Origin of the sequence: Xenorhabdus bakwenae, from assembly GCF_030272115.1 — a bacterium.
Taxonomy (GTDB): Bacteria; Pseudomonadota; Gammaproteobacteria; order Enterobacterales; family Enterobacteriaceae; genus Xenorhabdus; species Xenorhabdus bakwenae.
In genome coordinates this window covers 260260-279190 of the sequence record NZ_CP119194.1, presented here as the reverse complement: position 1 = coordinate 279190, position 18931 = coordinate 260260, and the positions used below count along the sequence as shown (strand labels likewise).

Genomic DNA, 18931 nt, shown 5'->3' with positions numbered 1-18931 from the left:
TACATACTGACTACATCACAAGTTGCTACTACAAGATGACAAGAAACACAATATATAGGGGGTAATTAAAACGGTAATAACAAGATAATGTTATTTTCGAGTTTTATCAAGTGTACAAGATCGAGAAGTTTTGTGGATAACTTGAGGATTAATTTTGGCAAAAAGCCGATAACCTGCGTAGTTACTTGATGTTACTTTCATAAGGCTATCGGCGAAACAGGGAAAATAAAATCTTAAAAATAATATTTAGTTGCTGTTTTATTAATCCCTTAACAGTCTTTGTCAGACAGATCGAGTGTGCAGCATATAATTCACGTCTACATTATATCCAAGTCGAAATTTGTCTGTTAACGGATTGTAATGTAATCCAATAATATGTTGCTCTTTCAGAACAGTCTTATCTATCCAACTGATCAGTTCAGAAGGGCGAATAAACTTTTTCGCATCATGTGTTCCTTTTGGCACCATGTTCAATATATATTCAGCGCCAACAACGGCCATCAACCAGGCTTTTCGATTGCGGTTAATCGTTGAAAAGAAAACATGACCACCAGGTTTGACTAATTTAGCACAGGCATGCACTACAGACTCTGGATCGGGTACATGTTCAAGCATTTCCAGGCAAGTCACAACATCATAAGCATGTTGGTGTTGTTCTGCGTGACTTTCTACCGTTTCCTGAACATAAGAAACGGAAACGCCGGATTCCAATGCATGCAAACGGGCAACTTGTAGGGGTTCAAAACCCATATCCAACCCTGTCACTTCCGCACCTTCACGCGCCATGCTTTCCGACAAGATACCGCCGCCACATCCAACATCCAGCACTTTTTTGCCAAACAGGCCATCAGCATGCTGCAAAATGTAGTTCAGACGCAGTGGATTGATACGGTGCAATGGCTTGAATTCACCTTCAAGATCCCACCAACGAGAAGCAACGGCTTCAAATTTTTCGATTTCCTGCTGATCCACATTGGCATGGGATTGAATGTGTGAATCGGGAGTTTTGACGTTCATCAGCAATATCGCTCCTAGAAACTGCTTCACAGCAAACTGGTTCACAGCAAACTGGTTCACAGAAAATGTAACAGTATTATGGGGATGTGTGATAGGAAACCATTATACATGCCTTAATCTTGAAATACCCGTGTCAGATTTTTATAAAACTGCCATTTTGTGGTATAATTCTAAGCCTTTGAATTCGGAGTATGAGGGACAGTGGCTCCATGAGCGACATTGCCAGAGAAATCACACCGGTCAATATCGAAGAAGAGCTGAAAAGCTCGTATCTGGATTATGCGATGTCCGTTATTGTTGGACGCGCACTGCCAGATGTTCGTGACGGACTGAAGCCAGTACACCGCCGCGTACTTTTCGCTATGAATGTATTGGGAAATGATTGGAATAAACCTTATAAAAAATCTGCCCGCGTAGTTGGGGATGTTATCGGTAAATACCACCCACATGGTGACAGCGCTGTTTATGACACGATTGTTCGTCTGGCACAACCATTCTCCATGCGCTATATGCTGGTTGACGGTCAGGGGAACTTTGGATCAGTAGATGGCGATTCTGCGGCAGCGATGCGTTATACCGAAGTGCGCATGGCAAAAATTGCCCATGAATTGCTGGCAGACCTGGAAAAAGAAACTGTCGACTTTGTGCCCAACTATGATGGCACAGAACAAATTCCCGAGGTAATGCCAACTCGTATCCCCAATTTACTGGTGAACGGTTCATCAGGGATTGCTGTCGGTATGGCAACCAACATTCCACCTCATAACTTATCTGAGGTGATCGATGGCTGCCTGGCTTACATTGATGATGAAAACATCAGCATCGAAGGCTTGATGGAGTATATCCCGGGTCCTGACTTTCCGACGGCTGCTATTATCAACGGACGCCGTGGCATTCAAGAAGCCTACCGTACAGGCCGTGGTAAAATTTATATCCGCGCCCGTGCAGAAATTGAAACTAATGAGAAAAATGGCCGCGAAACCATTATCGTCAATGAAATCCCTTATCAGGTCAACAAAGCCCGCCTGATCGAAAAGATAGCCGAACTGGTCAAAGATAAGCGTATTGAGGGGATCAGTGCACTACGTGATGAATCCGATAAAGATGGAATGCGCATCGTTATCGAAGTAAAACGGGATGCTGTTGGTGAAGTTGTCCTGAATAACCTGTATTCACTGACCCAATTACAGGTTTCATTTGGTATCAATATGGTTGCCCTGCATCAGGGACAGCCTAAGTTACTTAACCTGAAAGATATTCTTTCTGCTTTTGTTTGCCACCGCCGCGAAGTCGTGACACGCCGGACGATTTTCGAACTGCGCAAAGCTCGCGAACGCGCCCATATCCTTGAGGCATTGGCTGTTGCCCTGGTGAATATCGATCCTGTTATCGAATTGATCCGCAGAGCCTCCACGCCTGCTGAAGCGAAAGCCAGCCTGATTTCCCAGGCGTGGGAATTGGGTAATGTTGCCTCTATGCTGGAACAAGCAGGTGACGATGTTGCCCGCCCTGAATGGCTGGAACCAGAATACGGTATCCGTGGCGGTAAATATTACCTGACCGAACAGCAAGCACAGGCCATTTTGGATCTGCGTCTGCAAAAACTGACTGGTCTTGAGCATGAAAAACTGCTTGATGAGTATCGTGATCTACTGAAAGCTATCGCGGAACTGCTGTTTATTTTGGAAAACCCAGAACGCTTGATGGAAGTCATTCGTGAAGAATTGCTGGTTATCAAAGGGCAATATAACGATGCCCGCCGGACTGAGCTGACTGAGAATTCAGCCGATATTAACATCGAAGACCTGATTACTCAGGAAGATGTTGTCGTGACACTGTCTCATCAAGGATATGTCAAATATCAGCCACTGTCCGATTACGAAGCCCAGCGTCGCGGGGGCAAAGGCAAATCAGCCGCACGTACCAAAGAAGAAGATTTCATTGAGCGTTTGCTGGTAGCCAATACCCACGATACCATCCTTTGCTTCTCAAATAAGGGCAAGCTGTATTGGATGAAGGTCTATCAATTGCCGGAAGCGAGCCGTGGAGCACGCGGTCGTCCAATTGTCAACCTGCTGCCATTGGATCAGAATGAGCGTATTACCGCTATTTTACCCGTGCGTGAATATGAAGATGGGCTGAATATCTTCATGGCAACAGCTAGTGGTATTGTTAAAAAAACCAGACTCAGCGAATTCAGCCGTCCACGCAGTGCCGGCATCATTGCCGTGAATCTGAATGAAGGGGATGAGCTAATCGGCGTTGACCTGACAGACGGCAGCAATGAGGTTATGCTGTTCTCTGCACAGGGCAAAGTTGTCCGTTTCCTTGAAGAAGAGGAAGAAACGCTGGAAGACGGTACGGTTCGCGTAAAAGGTGTACGTGCAATGGGGCGCACCGCAACTGGGGTTCGTGGTATCAAACTCAGTAAAGGTGATAAAGTTGTTTCCCTGATCATTCCTCGTGGGCAAGGAGAAATCCTGACCGTCACTGAAAATGGTTATGGCAAGCGTACTGCCGAAAGCGAATACCCGACGAAATCGAGGGCGACCCAGGGGGTCATTTCCATCAAAGTCAGCGAACGTAATGGCAATGTGATCGGCGCAATTCAGGTAGAACCAACTGATCAGATCATGATGATTACTAATGGAGGAACATTAGTACGAACCCGTGTTTCTGAGGTCAGTGTTGTTGGCCGCAATACGCAAGGGGTCACTCTGATCCGCACAGCCGAAAACGAACAAGTCGTTGGCTTGCAACGCGTAGCTGAACCAGATGACGATGATGAAAATGACAATGTCGCGGAGCCTTCTGATGAAGGGAATCACGAATAAAAAGACCGTGAGTTAAAAGAGAAGCAGGCATTTAAGTGCCTGCTTTTTTTGTTCAATTTTTTGACGAAGAATCAGCAGGATGCAAATGCTGCTTTGTATTCCCTGCTACACTAGTATATGCTGTGAACAGTTATTATTAATCATATATTTCATCAGGCGATCTCTTGAGATATCTATCTTCTTTTCGGACGTCATTAAAGATATCACGTTATCTTTTTCGGGTGCTTGGATTTATGCTATGGGCGCTCGGAGCCTTATTAACCAGCTTTTATTTGACAAATCTTTTTAATGCACTCAAATCAGATATTCGTCAAGAATATAATGCCAACTATGATATAGCCTTTTCCCACATACGACATATCGCCAATATTTTGCGAGATATTCAATTTATGGCGGAAAATCGCTTATCACAGAATAATGATAAAAATCAAACAATCGTATCGCATAATAACGATATTCTCTCGTACATTCCTTTGAATGAGAATTCCGATTGTGAACTATTACGTAAAACCACACATAATAATTTATATTCATTAGATCAGTTGATTGCATTTTGGCGAGATAATGTTGCCGCTATACGCAGTGTAAATCAGACTTTTTTCATTGGAGTAAAAAGCAAATGCATGGTGAACTTTTTTCCTCATAACAATATCACAGAGCCTGATGCACTAAAAAAAATGATCGCCGAGAATACCCGCAGGTTGATCAACATGAGAGAACAAAACAACGAAAGAACGCTCTTTTGGATTCAACCTAATCCCAAAGGGGATGGCGGTAATCTTTATGTTTTTACGCCTATTTATATTAATGGCCACATGACAGGGATCATAGGTATCGAAAAATCTATCAGATTAGAAACTTTTTTGCAAAAAAAGGAGCGGCCTGTTACAGTCATGATGCTAAATGAATCAAATCAGCCCGAATTGCAATTTTCGATAAAGACAAATAATAAACCCCTCGTTATAAATTCCAACTCACAGCCGATGTATTTTGGTTACGATGAAAATTTTACCAGCTTAGTATTAATGCGGAATCTATCGCCCTCTTCATTACGCATTATTTACTCATTGCCGCTAAAACATATTTACGATGAACTGAAAGACAGTGCAATTAATGGTATCATCCTGAATATTATTTCCGCCATTGCGATTATCTTTTTCATTTGGTTGTTTGAACGTAAAATGTTTTCTCCAGCCGAGGAAAATGCTATTCGCCTTGAAGAACATGAACAATTTAACCATAAAATTGTCGCCTCTGCCCCTGTAGGAATAAGTATTTTAAGGATCAGTGATGGCGTTAGCATCTTAAGTAATGAGTTAGCACATAATTACACTCGAATGTTGACGTATGAAGATCAAAAACGCATTGTTGATATCATTTGCGATAGAACCAGTAGCTATATTGATGTCGTCACCAGTAACAATAATCATTTGCAAATTAGTTTCGTACACTCACGTTATCGTAATGAAGAAGTCGCCATCTGTGTACTGATAGATGTCAGCACCCGTGTCAAAATGGAAAAATCTTTGCAGGAAATGGCCTCAGCAGCAGAACAAGCTAACCAGGCAAAATCGATGTTCCTTGCCACAGTCAGCCATGAATTAAGGACACCACTATATGGCATTATTGGTAACCTGGAGTTGATGCAAGCTCATACATTACCACCAGAATCTACCCGATTGCTGGCAACAATGAATAATTCATCATCACTATTGTTGAAAATCATCAGTGATATTCTCGACTTCTCGAAGATAGAATCCAAGCAATTGAAAATTGACCCCAAGGATTTCAGTTGCAAAGAGATCCTGTCACATGTGATTTCAAACTACCTTCCCCTGGTTGTCAAAAAAGGCTTAGGCTTGTACTGCTATATTGAACCAGATATCCCTGATATCATCCATAATGATCCGGTAAGATTACAACAAATTATCTCCAATTTGCTGAACAATGCGATCAAATTCACAGCATCTGGCTACGTTGTTATTGAAATCAGCTCAAGGCATGGCTACCTATATATCAGCATTAAAGATACCGGGCTTGGGATCGAGGATAAATTACAATTCCAGTTATTCGAGCCATTCTTCCAAATCAGTGCCAATAAAGAAAGCTCTTCACAAGGTACAGGATTGGGGCTGGCTATTTGCGAAAAACTGATTAATTTGATGGATGGGGATATTGAATTCGTCTCACAAAAATATGTTGGCAGTATCTTTTCTATCCGTCTCCCTTTATATGGCGTGAAATATCATGCCAAACAATTATCCAACCAGCGGACTCAAAAGCGGATTTTGTTAAATATTTGCAATGATTTTCTGGAAAAATATTTGCAAAATTTTCTTACACAAAATCATTTCCAGGTTGCCCTCTATGACGAAAGCCAAGTAGATGGCACCGAAATACTAATTAGCGATCGAGCTAATAAACCAAAAAATTCTGTATATTACTTTATAGAAATATCAGAGAAACATATTGGTTCGCCAGAACAAATTAGAGAAAATTATTGGTTATATAACACTTATGAACTGAATGAACTGCCTAATATGCTGGATAATCTTCTGGCAGAACGGGCTTTCTTACCCGGTATTTCTGTATCAACAATCCCTGTTACAGATAAAACCGTCCAAACTGATATTTGTTTAAATACAGTTAAGATATTGGTCGTTGATGACCATCCGATTAATCAGAACTTACTGGCCAATCAATTAAACTCAATAGGATTTAGTGCATCAATGGTTAATGATGGCATTGAAGCCATTGAATATCTTAAAAACAACTCACCAGATATTATTCTAACGGATGTTAACATGCCAAATATGGATGGATATGAACTTGCCCAATACTTAAGGGACAAAGGTTATACCAAACCCATTATCGGTATCACTGCCAATGCACTGGCAGAAGAAAAACAGCGTTGTGCTAATGTGGGCATGAATGACTGCCTGTCAAAGCCAGTAACACGGGCTATATTAAAAGAAACATTAATTAAATACAGTGATATTTAAACTCATACCTACTGAGCTATGAATGATGGGAAATCGGTAACTATTGCTACCGATTTCCCATTAGAAAAGATAACACATGGGTTAGTTACCAATATCTTTATCGATAGTGACGGAAGATAAATAGTTAAGCAATGCGATATCGTTATCGACCCCCAGTTTTATCATGGCGGATTTCTTCTGGCTACTAATTGTCTTAATACTACGATTAAGTTTTTTGGCAATATCAGTAACAAGAAAACCGTCAGAAAATAAACGCAGGACTTCGCTCTCTTTCGGAGATAAACGCTTATCTCCATATCCATTAGCATTAACCTTTTCAAGTAACTTAGAAACACTTTCAGGCGTAAACTGTTTCCCCGTTTGCAAAGCAGAAAGTGCTTTAGGTAAATCTGTTGGTGCTCCTTGCTTTAACACGATTCCCTCAATATCAAGCTCAAGTATAGCACTTAAAATAGCCGGATTATTGTTCATGGTAAGAACAATAATTGCCAATGTTGGGTAATGACGTTTAATATATTTTATCAGGGTGATACCATCACCATATTTATCCCCAGGCATTGACAAGTCTGTTATGAGAACATTTGCTTCTATATGTGGCAAGCTATTAATGAGCGTCGTTGAATTTTCAAATTCACCGACTACATTAATCCACTCAATTTGTTCAAGTGACTTGCGGATGCCAAACAAAACGATGGGATGGTCATCGGCAATAATGACATTAAGGTTATTCATATTATTGGTTACCTTGCTGCAACAGCTTTGTGACAAAGGAATCAATGAGGCTGATGCTACTTTTGATTTCTACTTCATTATTGTCTGCTATGTGTTTTTCCAACGCCTCACATGATGACCTAAGAAATTTTAAATCCAACACAGCAAACGCACCCTTAAGGCGGTGTACCGTTTGCGAAAGTGATATCAAATCATGTCGTTCCATATCAGTATACAGTCTGGTGATATCCATAGGTACTGTCTCTATAAACAATTTCCTGTAGTCACTATCTGCCAACTGCGTTTGATAAATTTTGAGGATATTGCAAATACTGCTATCAAGATTCTCAAATAAATCAACACCTTTAGCTAAATCACCTGCTGATTCAGGAATTTCCCTGATTTCATCTAAACTGAAATTTTCTTCGAAAAGAAACGATATTGCATTGATAATATCATCAGCAAGATTGTAATTGCACTGAACCATTCCCGGCTTCAACTGCTTAAATCCTGCTAAACTTCCCACTAATAATATAGTTGGTTTTTCATATTTGTACCGCTTTTCTTCTTTGTAAAGTCTATCCGTAAGGATAATATCGTATTCTTCCGTAGTGCTTTCTTTTCTTTTATAAAAGTACGCAGCACCATAATTATTGAGATAAGTATGGACGATTTTGCTGATCTCAGGGTTATTGATATCAATTAAAATCGTGACCCCTTCCAAAAGTGGAGGCGTTTCACTATTTTCATCTTTATGCTGCAATAGGGGCAGATTGATAACATAATGTGTTCCCAACCCCAACTTACTTTTAATATCAAGGCTTCCTCCCATTCTTTTGCTCAACTGATTACATAAATAAAAAGTCATGCCAGAATTTGTAGAGTACTTATCTTCCACGGATTGGTTCAGAAAAGGATAAGTTAAGCTGGTTAGATCTCTTTCACTTAAACCAACACCACTATCTATCAACTCAATCTGAATATGGTTGTCATATTTACCTGAACCATTAACAACCAATGATATTTTACCATAGCTGGTCATCGTTATTGCATAATTAAATAACAATGTAACAATTTTACTTAATGCTACCCTATCCCCTATGAATAAAGACTCACGAGAAATATTAAAATGATAATAAACCCTCAAACCCTTAGCATTTAATATTGGTAAAGAGATTTTCAAAATATCTTCCAATTGTGAAGATAGGGAAAATGTTTCATTTTCCGGCTGCCAATCTCCCAGCTCCAACTCATTGAGTAATGAAATATTTTCAACCCATTCGGTGATATACTTTGATTTATCTAATAACCTATCCAATAACTTTTGTCCATTTTCATCTTGTGATAGCTGCTTCAATTGCTTGGTAATAGCATTAATACTGCTAACAGGGTATTTTATTTCATTATTAATATTTGACAGCATAGAACGCCTGATCTGAATGCTTTTATCATATTCACGATGAGCAAATTGCAATCGTTTATTTGCCATGACTTCCTGATCTTTGTCTTGCAGTAAAAACAGATACGTTTCTGGTAAGAAGCTATTGTTATACATTTTTACTTCATAAACGGCTTCGTCAATGGATGTCTGAATTACACCATGATGTTGCTGTGCCATCGCTCTAACTTTATTCAAATTCAGGTGGGGTATTAACTGCTCCGCAATTTTATTAATTATCATTATCTGATTTGATTCAAAATCATAAACCACGACGCCAACAGGAATATGGGAGATAATATCACTATTTAGGGCATTTTTAATTTTCAGTTCATGATCCATAGAAGCATTTGGTGCAATATATCGCCGGCGGATATAAAATAACCCGCTCAAAGAAAACAAAAAGAAAAACAATATTGAAAGTAACAGCCAGACATTCCTGAACAACAAATCTACAATCAGTGCCTTCAGTGGGACTTGATAAATCAATTTATACGGCATGACATCAAGGGGCTGAGAAAATTCTAGCCAAAAACCGTTTAATGAAACCTCAGCAGTCTCGGAAGCTTCAGGTTCATGTAAGTTGATCGCATTCAAGCGGAAGTTTGCTGGTGACATATCAACCGGCAAAAGGTTATTAATGGGTAAATCAAAAGCAATAATGGTGGTTAATTGCCCTGTTGCATTAAATGCAGCTTTATAGGTGTAGAAATAAATATTTTCACCACGTAATACATTAATGGAGGAAATGCTCTCTTTCTCCTCCAAAGCAGAAGACTGCTCCAACATCTCGGTGCGTTTGGTTTCAGAATTCAGAGTCAGATAGCTCTCTTTGAACCTGATTTCTGGTTTTAGAATCGGATAGGTTGTTATCAATAACAAATTATTATCCTGCCCATTAAGGTAGTACATGGACAAGTATTCATTATTAGCTCCCCAGAGAATATCCAAATAGCCAGACAGATATTCAGCCAGCTGGACACTCGAGTCGTTATGTTGCCCAAAAATAATGGTATCAACAGATTGATAACGATTTTCTAGCCAATAAGCATCGGGACGCAATTTAAACAATGGCACATTCTCCTGAGAGGAGATTAGCAGAGTATTAGACTGCTCAAAAATATGACTTGCATGGTAACGATAATCTTTAATCTGCAATCTCATCTTAGCGGTTACACTACTGATAGCATATTTTTTATCCATCAGCCAAATATCAAAATAGTTATACCCGAATAAAAATAGAGACGTAAAAAGCAAAGTAACAAATAACGCGTAAAAACGAGGAATAGAGGATGGCTTGATAGGTGGTTGTTTATACATTCTTTGAATGGTTGCCTTTAATATGAATATATTTTGGTCAATGCGACATCAACCCGTCGATAAATAAGCCAGCGTACTAAGCTTAATATTAGCAGCTTCACAAATGAAAAGGCTATTACAGATCGAAGATTGAGCAAACAGTAAAAAAAAACAATTTTTTTCCTTTGAGGGCTAGACACATCAAAACGATATAGGCATAATCTCGCGCCATGGAAGGATGGCCGAGCGGTCGAAGGCAGCGGTCTTGAAAACCGCCGATGGGAAACCATCCTAGAGTTCGAATCTCTATCCTTCCGCCAAATTTCGCCGGCTTAGCTCAGTTGGTAGAGCAACTGACTTGTAATCAGTAGGTCACCAGTTCGACTCCGGTAGCCGGCACCATACAAGAACCCGCTATTTCCCGTAATCAATCGGTGAAATAGCGGGTTTTTACTTTATATTCTCAACAAAATTTCCTGCATATACTCCCTTCTCATTTGGCTTTTTGCCATCTTATCGCCCTGGTTGGCCAAGTTTCCCCCTGGCAAAGCGATAAAGTTACTTAACATACCAATAAATTATGTTACTCAACCAAGAAGTTTCTGGTTATTTTTTAACTTAATATGCTTCTGCTTTCTTAGTGATTTTTTCCGAATCACATAGCTTGATAACGAATTATCCAATGCCACCACAAGTGTAATTATTTATTTACACTCTGTGTACTATAGATTTGACAGCCATAAATCAATCATTTAACCTGCGGATCTTATAATTATTTCTCAACATATTCAGAAATGAGGATCGCGTGAAAAATCGCACTATTGGCAGTATTTTTATCGTTGCTGGAACGACGATTGGCGCAGGGATGTTAGCAATGCCATTAGCAACGGCGGGTGTGGGATTTGGAACTACATTTGCTATGTTAGTCGCCCTGTGGGCGTTAATGAGCTATACAGCACTCTTGCTCGTGGAGGTGTATCAACATAATGAGTTTAATACTGGGTTAGGAACTATCGCAAAACGCTACCTTGGGTTAGGTGGGCAGGTGTTGACTGGCTTCAGTATGCTTTTCCTTATGTATGCCCTGACAACAGCTTATATTAGTGGTGCGGGTGAGTTACTGGCGATCTCCCTCTCTTCTTGGTTGGATAAACCGGTTTCTGTCTCTGCCGGGATCAGCATTTTTACTATTATTGGTGGTGGGGTAGTCTGTATTGGCACTCAATCTGTCGATTTTATCAACCGCCTGCTGTTTACTGCTAAAATTGTTTTTCTGGTGATCGTACTTAGCGTAATGATGCCTCATGTTGATAAAATCAACCTGATCTCCATGCCCATTGAGCAAGGATTAGCACTCTCTGCCATCCCGGTCATTTTTACTTCATTCGGATTTCACGGTAGTGTGCCAAGTGTCGTTGCCTATATGGGAGGAGAGACCAACAAGCTACGAAAAATCTTTGTTATCGGTAGTGCCATTCCCCTGTTAGCCTATATTCTGTGGCAATTAGTAACGCTCGGGGCTATTTCTTCAAATACATTTGTTGGCATTCTTGCGCAAGAATCTGGCCTGAATGGGTTATTGAAAGCAGTCAGAGAAATTGTCGCTGTACCTAAGGTGGAGTTTGCCGTTCATCTGTTTGCCGATCTTGCACTCGCCACCTCATTCCTCGGTGTTGCCCTGGGGTTATTTGATTACCTGGCTGACCTGTTTAAACGCCGCAATAATGTCAAAGGACGTTTACAAACAGGGTTAATGACTTTTGTTCCACCACTATTATGTGCTCTGTATTACCCTAATTTTGTTATGGCACTGACATTTGCGGCGGTTGCGCTCTCCATTCTCGCGCTATTATTGCCGTCCCTGTTGGTTTGGCGTAGTCGTGAAGAAAATCAGGCAGGTTATCGTGTCAAAGGTGGTAAACCTGCATTAGTCTTTGTTTTCCTGTGTGGACTCGCCGTTATTGCCATTCAACTTGGCATTGTCACAGGTCTACTGCCAAACGTGGGGTAACGTTATCCTGTCTGAGGTTATTCGCATCAATATTAATGCGGATAACCTTGCAGCATTTTCGTTTAATTAAAAACTTAAACCGATGCCAACATAAAAACCATCGGAAACCTTGTTATTACGATTACCATGACTACCCCGTATGTCAATGACACGGTAGCCCACCTCAACACTCAGAGGCCTGAAAAACGTATAACGCGCTCCCGCTGTCGCCTCAGTGTAAGAATCCATCCCTGACGTTAAGCCCGATGGCGAACCGTAAGCCTCACCATACAGGGATAAAGAAGAAGTCACAGCCCAACTAAGGCCCGCACCGACAGCCAATGCTGCGCCATCTTTCCCATCTTTGGGGGACAAATAAAGCCCTTTCGCGCCGACGTTTGCAGCGAATGGACCCAATGGCAGCCCGAAGCCTAAACCTAAACTACCCAGCTGGCCATTGTGATCACTGCGGATCCAGTTACCCGTCAGAGACAGGCCGGCATATTTATCACCCATTCCCACGGAGGTGCTTGTGCTGTGTTTTCCCACCTGAGCATCTATAGAGAGAGCATTTGCTGAATCCGCTATAAAAAGCAAACTCGCGGCGCCGATAGCAATAAAGCCTTTCATCATCTTGTCCTTTAATTAGTCACTGCCCATATAGGCTAAGATATTGTACTTAAACCAACGTGGTGACATAGATCACAAAAGCAAGGAAATGTTTATATTTATAAAGATATGTAAATGACGTTACTATTTATAATGCTTACTATTTATCTCTGTTACCCACTGCTTCACGTGTTGGCGCGAAACCTTTATTCCTCCGTTTTTCAGTTGTGCAGGTAACACATAGCAGGCAACAGGCCGCTGAAAAGCCGCAGTTTTATCCGCAAGCCAATCAATAATTGTCTCTGTTAGCACAGGATATTGAGTTTCAATGACCGCGACTGGCCGATGACCGAATTCAATATCAGGAATGGGAATAACAAAGCTCTGTTCAATTTGAGGATGTTGGTTAATGATCCGCTCAATATCTTCTGGCTGGATACCCTCTCCTCCACTGAAGAACTGGTTGTCGAGACGCCCTAAGATCCGTAATTCCCCCTGTTCAAATACGCCTCGGTCCCGTGTCGAAAACCATCCTTCATTATCTGTCAATGGCTGCAATTCCCCGTTAAACCAATAGCCATTCGCAATACTATCAGCGCGGATCTGAATTTCTTCATCGACTAAGCGAATGGATTTTCCCGGAAGTGGATTGCCTACCCCAGGCAACCCATCGGCGCGTTTTGCACAAACAGTTGATGCCATTTCTGTCAGCCCATAGCCACACCAACAACGAATACCCAGTTCTTCAGCTCGTTGAGTCAGCGACGTTGGTATCATAGCGCCGCCCAATAACACGTCTTTTAATGTCAATGGATAGTTATGGGGTTGTTCCAGCAAACGCCACAGTTGAGTAGGCACAAGTGATGCATGGGTACAACCAGACAGCGCGCGATCCAGCGGATGTAAATCCCGCAGCACTAATGTTGCGCCTGTTTGTAACCAACGCCAAAGGATCCCCTGACCTGAAACATGAAACAGGGGCAATGACAGTAACCAACTATCATCTGGCTGAAAATCCATACGGGAAAGAATACCTTGTGCGCTGGCAAGATGAGCACCAATGGAGTGTACCGCAGCCTTGGGCAACCCAGAAGAGCCAGAGGTCAGGATCATGCTGGCAGGACGTTGACTTTCCCACACCACCAATAGGTTGTTTTTTTGCCCGCCGATCATGTTTCGCCGGAAACTTTTGTTGCCAGTCAAGTAGCTTAACGGGCATAACAGGCGAAGGCGAGTCCGTGAAATCCACCCCATAATCCATATTGAGATGAGCCAATAACTCCGCCAGCAACCGATCAGGTAATTGAGGATTAAGAAGTAACGCTCTGGCACCACATCGCAGGACAGCCAGGTAACACAACAGAAGTTCCGCACTGTTCTTGCCTCTCAAGATCACGCCACTACCTTCCACAACGCCCTGTTGGCGAAAATGGACAGCAATAGCATTGATGCTTTGCGTTAATTGATGCCAGGTTAATTGCTCATCATCTAACTGGATGGCCTGTTTTTCAGGTAAGGCCGCAGCCCAATGCTGCCACGGCCATTGAGTCCACTCTGTTACTGACATTCATAACTCCACACCATAGCCAGCTTATCCAGCATGACACATGGCATATGACTATCAGGCCAACAACGGATAAGTTGTGACTGGATAAGATCCAAAGTATCCAGACCTGGCAGTGAATCAGGCGTAAGCCATTGAGCAAGACGAGCCAATTGTGTCAAACCAAAGCTACTTTCAATGCTGGAGCTAATCACTGCTTCTAACCCTAACTGATGAGCTTCGGTAATTAATTGACGACAACGGTCAATGCTGCCTGTCAATGTTGGTTTGATGATAATGGCAGAGACACCCTCCTGAGCTTCTACGATAAAACCGGCTTCACGGACACTTTCATCCCATGCAATGGCGATACCCGTTTCACGAGCAAACGCCAGAGATTCATCCCGGGTTTTGCAGGGTTCTTCGATAAAAGCAATTCGGTGCCGATAAACTGGATTGACATATTTAGCAAATCCCTCTGCTTTTGTACGTGTCCAACTGCGGTTAGCATCTAATCGCAACCGGAGATCAGGCACCGCTTCAAGCATCACATTGACGACCATGCCATCCCGTACGGCTTCATATAGCCCAACTTTCACTTTGGCAATTTTCTGCCCTGCCATACTTCCCAAACGCAGGATCACCGCATCGGGATCGCCCGTACATAACGCTGCCTTGCAATAATCGGCAGTTTCAGGCAACGTCCCCTGTAATTCAGCCAGTGCACAGCTTATGCCAAACGCAACGGAAGGCAGATCGCTCTCTTCTGGCTGTGTGCCCAGGCACCATTGTTGCAGCCATTCCACCGCCGATATTTCAGCTTGCTCAGGCGTTTCATGGCTGAATTCAGGCAATGGGGAAATTTCTCCCCAACCATCTCGTCCATTTTCCTGTAAGTGCACCAAAAAGCCGTCACGGGTTTTCAGGCGCTGATAACGCAGAATAATACCTGCCTCCATGGGCAGGCTGAATAGGTACAAAGTGGCTTTACGCATGATGGCTGACAACTTACGGATTACGCGTGAATTTACGGAAATCAGGATGGCGTTTTTCGTTGAACGCATTGCGCCCTTCCTGCCCTTCTTCGGTCATGTAGAACAGCATGGTGGCATTGCCCGCCAACTCCTGTAAACCAGCCTGACCATCACAATCTGCGTTCAATGCCGCTTTCAGGCAACGCAACGCCATTGGGCTGTTTTCCAGCATCTCACGACACCAGCGCACAGTTTCTTTTTCCAATTCGGCATAAGGCACAACGGTGTTAACCAGTCCCATATCCAGGGCTTCTTTGGCATGGTATTGGCGACACAGGAACCAGATCTCGCGCGCTTTTTTCTGTCCTACGATCCGGGCCATATACGATGCCCCCCAGCCGCCATCAAAGGAACCGACTTTAGGGCCTGTTTGACCAAAAATGGCATTATCTGCCGCAATGGTCAAATCACACATCAAATGCAGGACATGCCCACCGCCAATGGCATACCCCGCAACCATGGCAACGACCGGTTTTGGACAGGTACGGATCTGACGCTGAAAATCCAATACATTCAGATGGTGTACTCCGCCATCATCTTTATAGCCGCCATAATCGCCACGGATCTTTTGGTCGCCTCCAGCACAAAACGCGTTTTCTCCCATTCCTGTCAGAATAATCGTGCCAATGGCTTCGTCATAACGGGCATCTGCCAACGCCTGAATCATCTCTTTGACTGTCAAAGGACGGAACGCATTACGTACCTGTGGGCGATTAATCGTAATCCTGGCAATGCCATCTGCGGATTTATGGTAGAGAATATCTTCAAACCCCTGGGAACAATCTTGCCACTCAATAGGGGCATACAATTTTTCTTCGCTTGGGTAACGCATTATTGAGTTTCCTTTAACCAAAAAGTGATAAAAAATAGCTCACTGCGCTGGCAAAAGCCGCAGGATTGCCATAATGAGCATTATGTCCAGTTTGAGGAATGGTTGTTAATGGCAACGTATATTGCTGCGCTATCTTCCGGAATTTACGATCATTTTCCCCACATAAGTAAGAGAAAGGAATAGATATGTGCTGTAAAGCAGAAACCAGCCAGGGTTGGCGGCCTAAAGAGGTATTTTCCAGCATATCCGCGATACGCTCTCCCCTGTTTTGACTGCGCAGATGAATAAGTTGCTCACGTTGAGCCGTCGTTAAATCAGCAAATATCGGTTGTTGATACCAATCAGGTAAGACTGACACCATTGGCTCCTGACGAAAACGCTGTGCCCAATGCTGATCATTGCGTAATCGCATAGCACGCTCCTGCTGGGAAAACAGCCCCGGATTTCCTCCTTCCACCAGCAATCCGCGCAAGCCATTTTGTTTACCATAGAGCGCATGGTACATGGCAATTCGTCCTCCCAGTGAATAGCCAATCAAGCAGTACTCATTGATTGGATACTCCGCTAAGGCTGCTCCCAGCAATTCACTCATCTCAGCAAAACCGCCTGTTAAGGCTATATCGGCGGAATTACCGTGCCCGGGTAAATCAACAACCAATGAAGGATATCGATTGCACGCCTCCACGACAGGAGACCAGTCGTCGCCGGTTCCCAATAATCCATGCAACCAGACTAACCATGTCCCTTGATTATGTGTATGAAATGCCCGGAAATTTAGTTTCACAAAGACGCCACCTGTTTGAGCAGCTCCTGCAGGCAGACCACTCCGGCATTGCCTGGCACTTTTAGCTCAACCAATGTCGTCTCCTTACGATCCCATACTTGTTGGGCACAGCGTTTTAATTCCGGCCAATTTTGTGGTGCCGCATAGTTTAGGCCGAACATGGCAGCAACATGATTAAAATTGACATCTTGCGGCATACAGTAAAAACGCTGGCGTTCTTCCTGCGGTGTCGGTAACAGAGAAAAAATCTGCCCACCATTATTATTTACTATGATCAATAACATCGGTTCAGAAAGGTGGCGTAATAAAGCCAGGCTATTGAGATCATAGAGGGCAGAGATATCACCTATCACCGTGAGTGTCGGTTTATTTGTCGCCCGCTGTACGCCTGCTGCGGTCGCAATCAAGCCATCTATACCACTGGCACCTCGGTTACTGTAAACCGGATAACCCACGGGAAGCTGCCCCAAAGCATCAACCAAACGTATAATCAAGCTATTGCCAACAAACAATTGCCCCTGTTCTGGCAACAATTGATGCAGTTGATGCGCAACCGCGGCCTCACTGAATTCTCCCGTCAACTTTGTTTCAACACACTTAAACGCACTTTTTGACCATGAATTCAATTCCTCTGCCCAGGGTGCTCGTGAATATGCGGGATGTTCCCGTAACCAATCAGTCACACTGCAAGTGAATTTGCGCCCTCTATGGTTTGCAGGATCAAGCCTGCCGGCAATGGGATCGACAATCCAATACTGCTCAGGCTGGCATTTAGCCTGCCATTGCAGCAGCCGCTTACCTGTCAGGCTGGCACCAAATTGGATCACCAATTGCCCTTGTGCCAGGATCTCCTGAGTGCGGGAGTGAGTCAGCCATAAATCTGCACATGGCAAAGGCTGTCCCGTTTGGGACAACACATCACCAATAAGTGGCCATCCCATCTCTTTTGCCCATTGAGCAACATAGTTGCCCTCTTCTGCGCTCATTCTCCCTGCCAGTACAATTCCCGGTTTTTTCTGCCAGATATCCCAATCAACTGCCTTGAGGGTGGTATATATTTCTGGCTGGATCAACCACGGTTCATTCCCTTGCCACCAATCCCCCAATGTTTGCAACCAATCTTGATGCGCTGTCACCTCATCACCATACAAAGGCTCCGCAAACGGGCAATTAATATGCAGAGCACCTTGTTTCAGGTTTGACATTGCATTATCGATAGACGAAACCAACCAACTGGCAGGGATCTCTGTGGTTGGTCGTGGCAGTGCTAAAGTTTGCGCGGGATGAGAAGCAAAAATGCCTACCTGACGAATAGCCTGATTAGCACCACAATCGATTAATTCAGACGGCCTGTCTGCGGTGAGAAATACCAATCGCTCTCCCGTCAATCCTGCTTCAATTAAAGAAGGATACAAATTGGCAACTGCCGTTCCAGACGTCACAATAACCGCAATCGGCTCTTTGCCCGCTTTTGCCAGTCCTAAAGCCAAATAGCCCAACCCGCGCTCATCAAAATGAGTATGGCAGTTCAACTTATGGTTTTTTGCGGCAGCCAATGTCAATGATGTTGAACGAGAGCCGGGAGCAATGCAGACATGACGCAATCCGTGGCGGGTTAATGCTTCCAATAAAAGTTCCGCCCAGCGGCGGTTGAGTGCGCTGTTTGACATAGAATGCCCAAAAAGTTCTTTCAAAAATGAGGCCAAAAAATAAGAGATAATTATATAAGATGTTCTTGATCTTAACGCGGATAAAAACGATTTCCTTATCTTAGTTCAAGGAATTGTCATTTAATTGGCGATATTTCAGCTATATACTCGATAAACTTCACGTTGCAA

The 18931-nt window shown here is 43.0% G+C and carries 11 protein-coding genes, 2 tRNA genes and 1 pseudogene; 5 read left to right on the top strand and 9 right to left on the bottom strand.

What is annotated here, in order from left to right:
• Window positions 1-282: 282 nt before the first annotated feature.
• A complete protein-coding gene (ubiG, locus tag PXH59_RS01805; RefSeq protein WP_047769362.1) occupies window positions 283-1017 on the bottom strand; it encodes a bifunctional 2-polyprenyl-6-hydroxyphenol methylase/3-demethylubiquinol 3-O-methyltransferase UbiG in 735 nt (244 codons plus the stop codon).
• Window positions 1018-1226: 209 nt separating this feature from the next.
• On the opposite strand from ubiG, the gene gyrA reads away from it, so the two are divergent.
• Both gyrA and rcsC read left to right on the top strand, forming a co-directional pair.
• On the top strand, window positions 1227-3851 hold the full coding sequence (gyrA, locus tag PXH59_RS01800) for a DNA topoisomerase (ATP-hydrolyzing) subunit A (protein WP_285810045.1): 2625 nt from the start codon (window positions 1227-1229) through the stop codon (window positions 3849-3851).
• A gap of 164 nt (window positions 3852-4015) precedes the next feature.
• Window positions 4016-6853: a two-component system sensor histidine kinase RcsC gene (gene rcsC, locus PXH59_RS01795; protein ID WP_285810044.1), complete on the top strand. Its 2838-nt coding sequence runs from the start codon at window positions 4016-4018 to the stop codon at window positions 6851-6853.
• An 81-nt stretch (window positions 6854-6934) separates the two neighbouring features.
• Here the strand turns inward: rcsC and rcsB are convergent, their stop codons facing one another.
• Both rcsB and rcsD read right to left on the bottom strand, forming a co-directional pair.
• Window positions 6935-7585, bottom strand: a complete 651-nt coding sequence (rcsB, locus tag PXH59_RS01790) for a response regulator transcription factor RcsB (RefSeq protein WP_285810043.1) — start codon at window positions 7583-7585, stop codon at window positions 6935-6937.
• 1 nt (window position 7586) lies between these two features.
• On the bottom strand, window positions 7587-10322 hold the full coding sequence (rcsD, locus tag PXH59_RS01785; protein WP_285810042.1) for a phosphotransferase RcsD: 2736 nt from the start codon (window positions 10320-10322) through the stop codon (window positions 7587-7589).
• Between the two features lie 211 nt (window positions 10323-10533).
• On the opposite strand from rcsD, the gene PXH59_RS01780 reads away from it, so the two are divergent.
• The 3 genes from PXH59_RS01780 (at window position 10534) to tyrP (ending at window position 12312) form a co-directional block, all read left to right on the top strand.
• A tRNA-Ser gene (locus tag PXH59_RS01780) sits at window positions 10534-10621 on the top strand.
• Between the two features lie 6 nt (window positions 10622-10627).
• Window positions 10628-10703 (top strand) — tRNA-Thr (locus PXH59_RS01775).
• A 403-nt stretch (window positions 10704-11106) separates the two neighbouring features.
• Window positions 11107-12312: a tyrosine transporter TyrP gene (gene tyrP / locus PXH59_RS01770; RefSeq protein ID WP_285810040.1), complete on the top strand. Its 1206-nt coding sequence runs from the start codon at window positions 11107-11109 to the stop codon at window positions 12310-12312.
• A 66-nt stretch (window positions 12313-12378) separates the two neighbouring features.
• Here tyrP and PXH59_RS01765 read toward each other — a convergent pair whose 3' ends face one another.
• The 6 genes and pseudogenes from PXH59_RS01765 to menD form a co-directional block, all read right to left on the bottom strand.
• Window positions 12379-12921, bottom strand: coding sequence for a YfaZ family outer membrane protein (locus tag PXH59_RS01765; protein ID WP_285811848.1), 543 nt, complete (start codon window positions 12919-12921; stop codon window positions 12379-12381).
• A gap of 123 nt (window positions 12922-13044) precedes the next feature.
• A pseudogene (menE, locus tag PXH59_RS01760) lies at window positions 13045-14467 on the bottom strand (o-succinylbenzoate--CoA ligase).
• On the bottom strand, window positions 14458-15438 hold the full coding sequence (gene menC, locus PXH59_RS01750; RefSeq protein WP_285811846.1) for an o-succinylbenzoate synthase: 981 nt from the start codon (window positions 15436-15438) through the stop codon (window positions 14458-14460). Before menC ends, menE begins: the two are co-directional and overlap by 10 nt.
• A gap of 13 nt (window positions 15439-15451) precedes the next feature.
• On the bottom strand, window positions 15452-16309 hold the full coding sequence (gene menB / locus PXH59_RS01745; RefSeq protein WP_047769379.1) for a 1,4-dihydroxy-2-naphthoyl-CoA synthase: 858 nt from the start codon (window positions 16307-16309) through the stop codon (window positions 15452-15454).
• Between the two features lie 13 nt (window positions 16310-16322).
• Window positions 16323-17093, bottom strand: a complete 771-nt coding sequence (menH, locus tag PXH59_RS01740; protein ID WP_285810038.1) for a 2-succinyl-6-hydroxy-2,4-cyclohexadiene-1-carboxylate synthase — start codon at window positions 17091-17093, stop codon at window positions 16323-16325.
• The gene (gene menD, locus PXH59_RS01735; protein WP_285810037.1) at window positions 17090-18763 is read right to left on the bottom strand and encodes a 2-succinyl-5-enolpyruvyl-6-hydroxy-3-cyclohexene-1-carboxylic-acid synthase; all 1674 of its coding nucleotides are present in this window, start codon (window positions 18761-18763) and stop codon (window positions 17090-17092) included. Before menD ends, menH begins: the two co-directional genes overlap by 4 nt.
• Window positions 18764-18931: the final 168 nt, after the last annotated feature.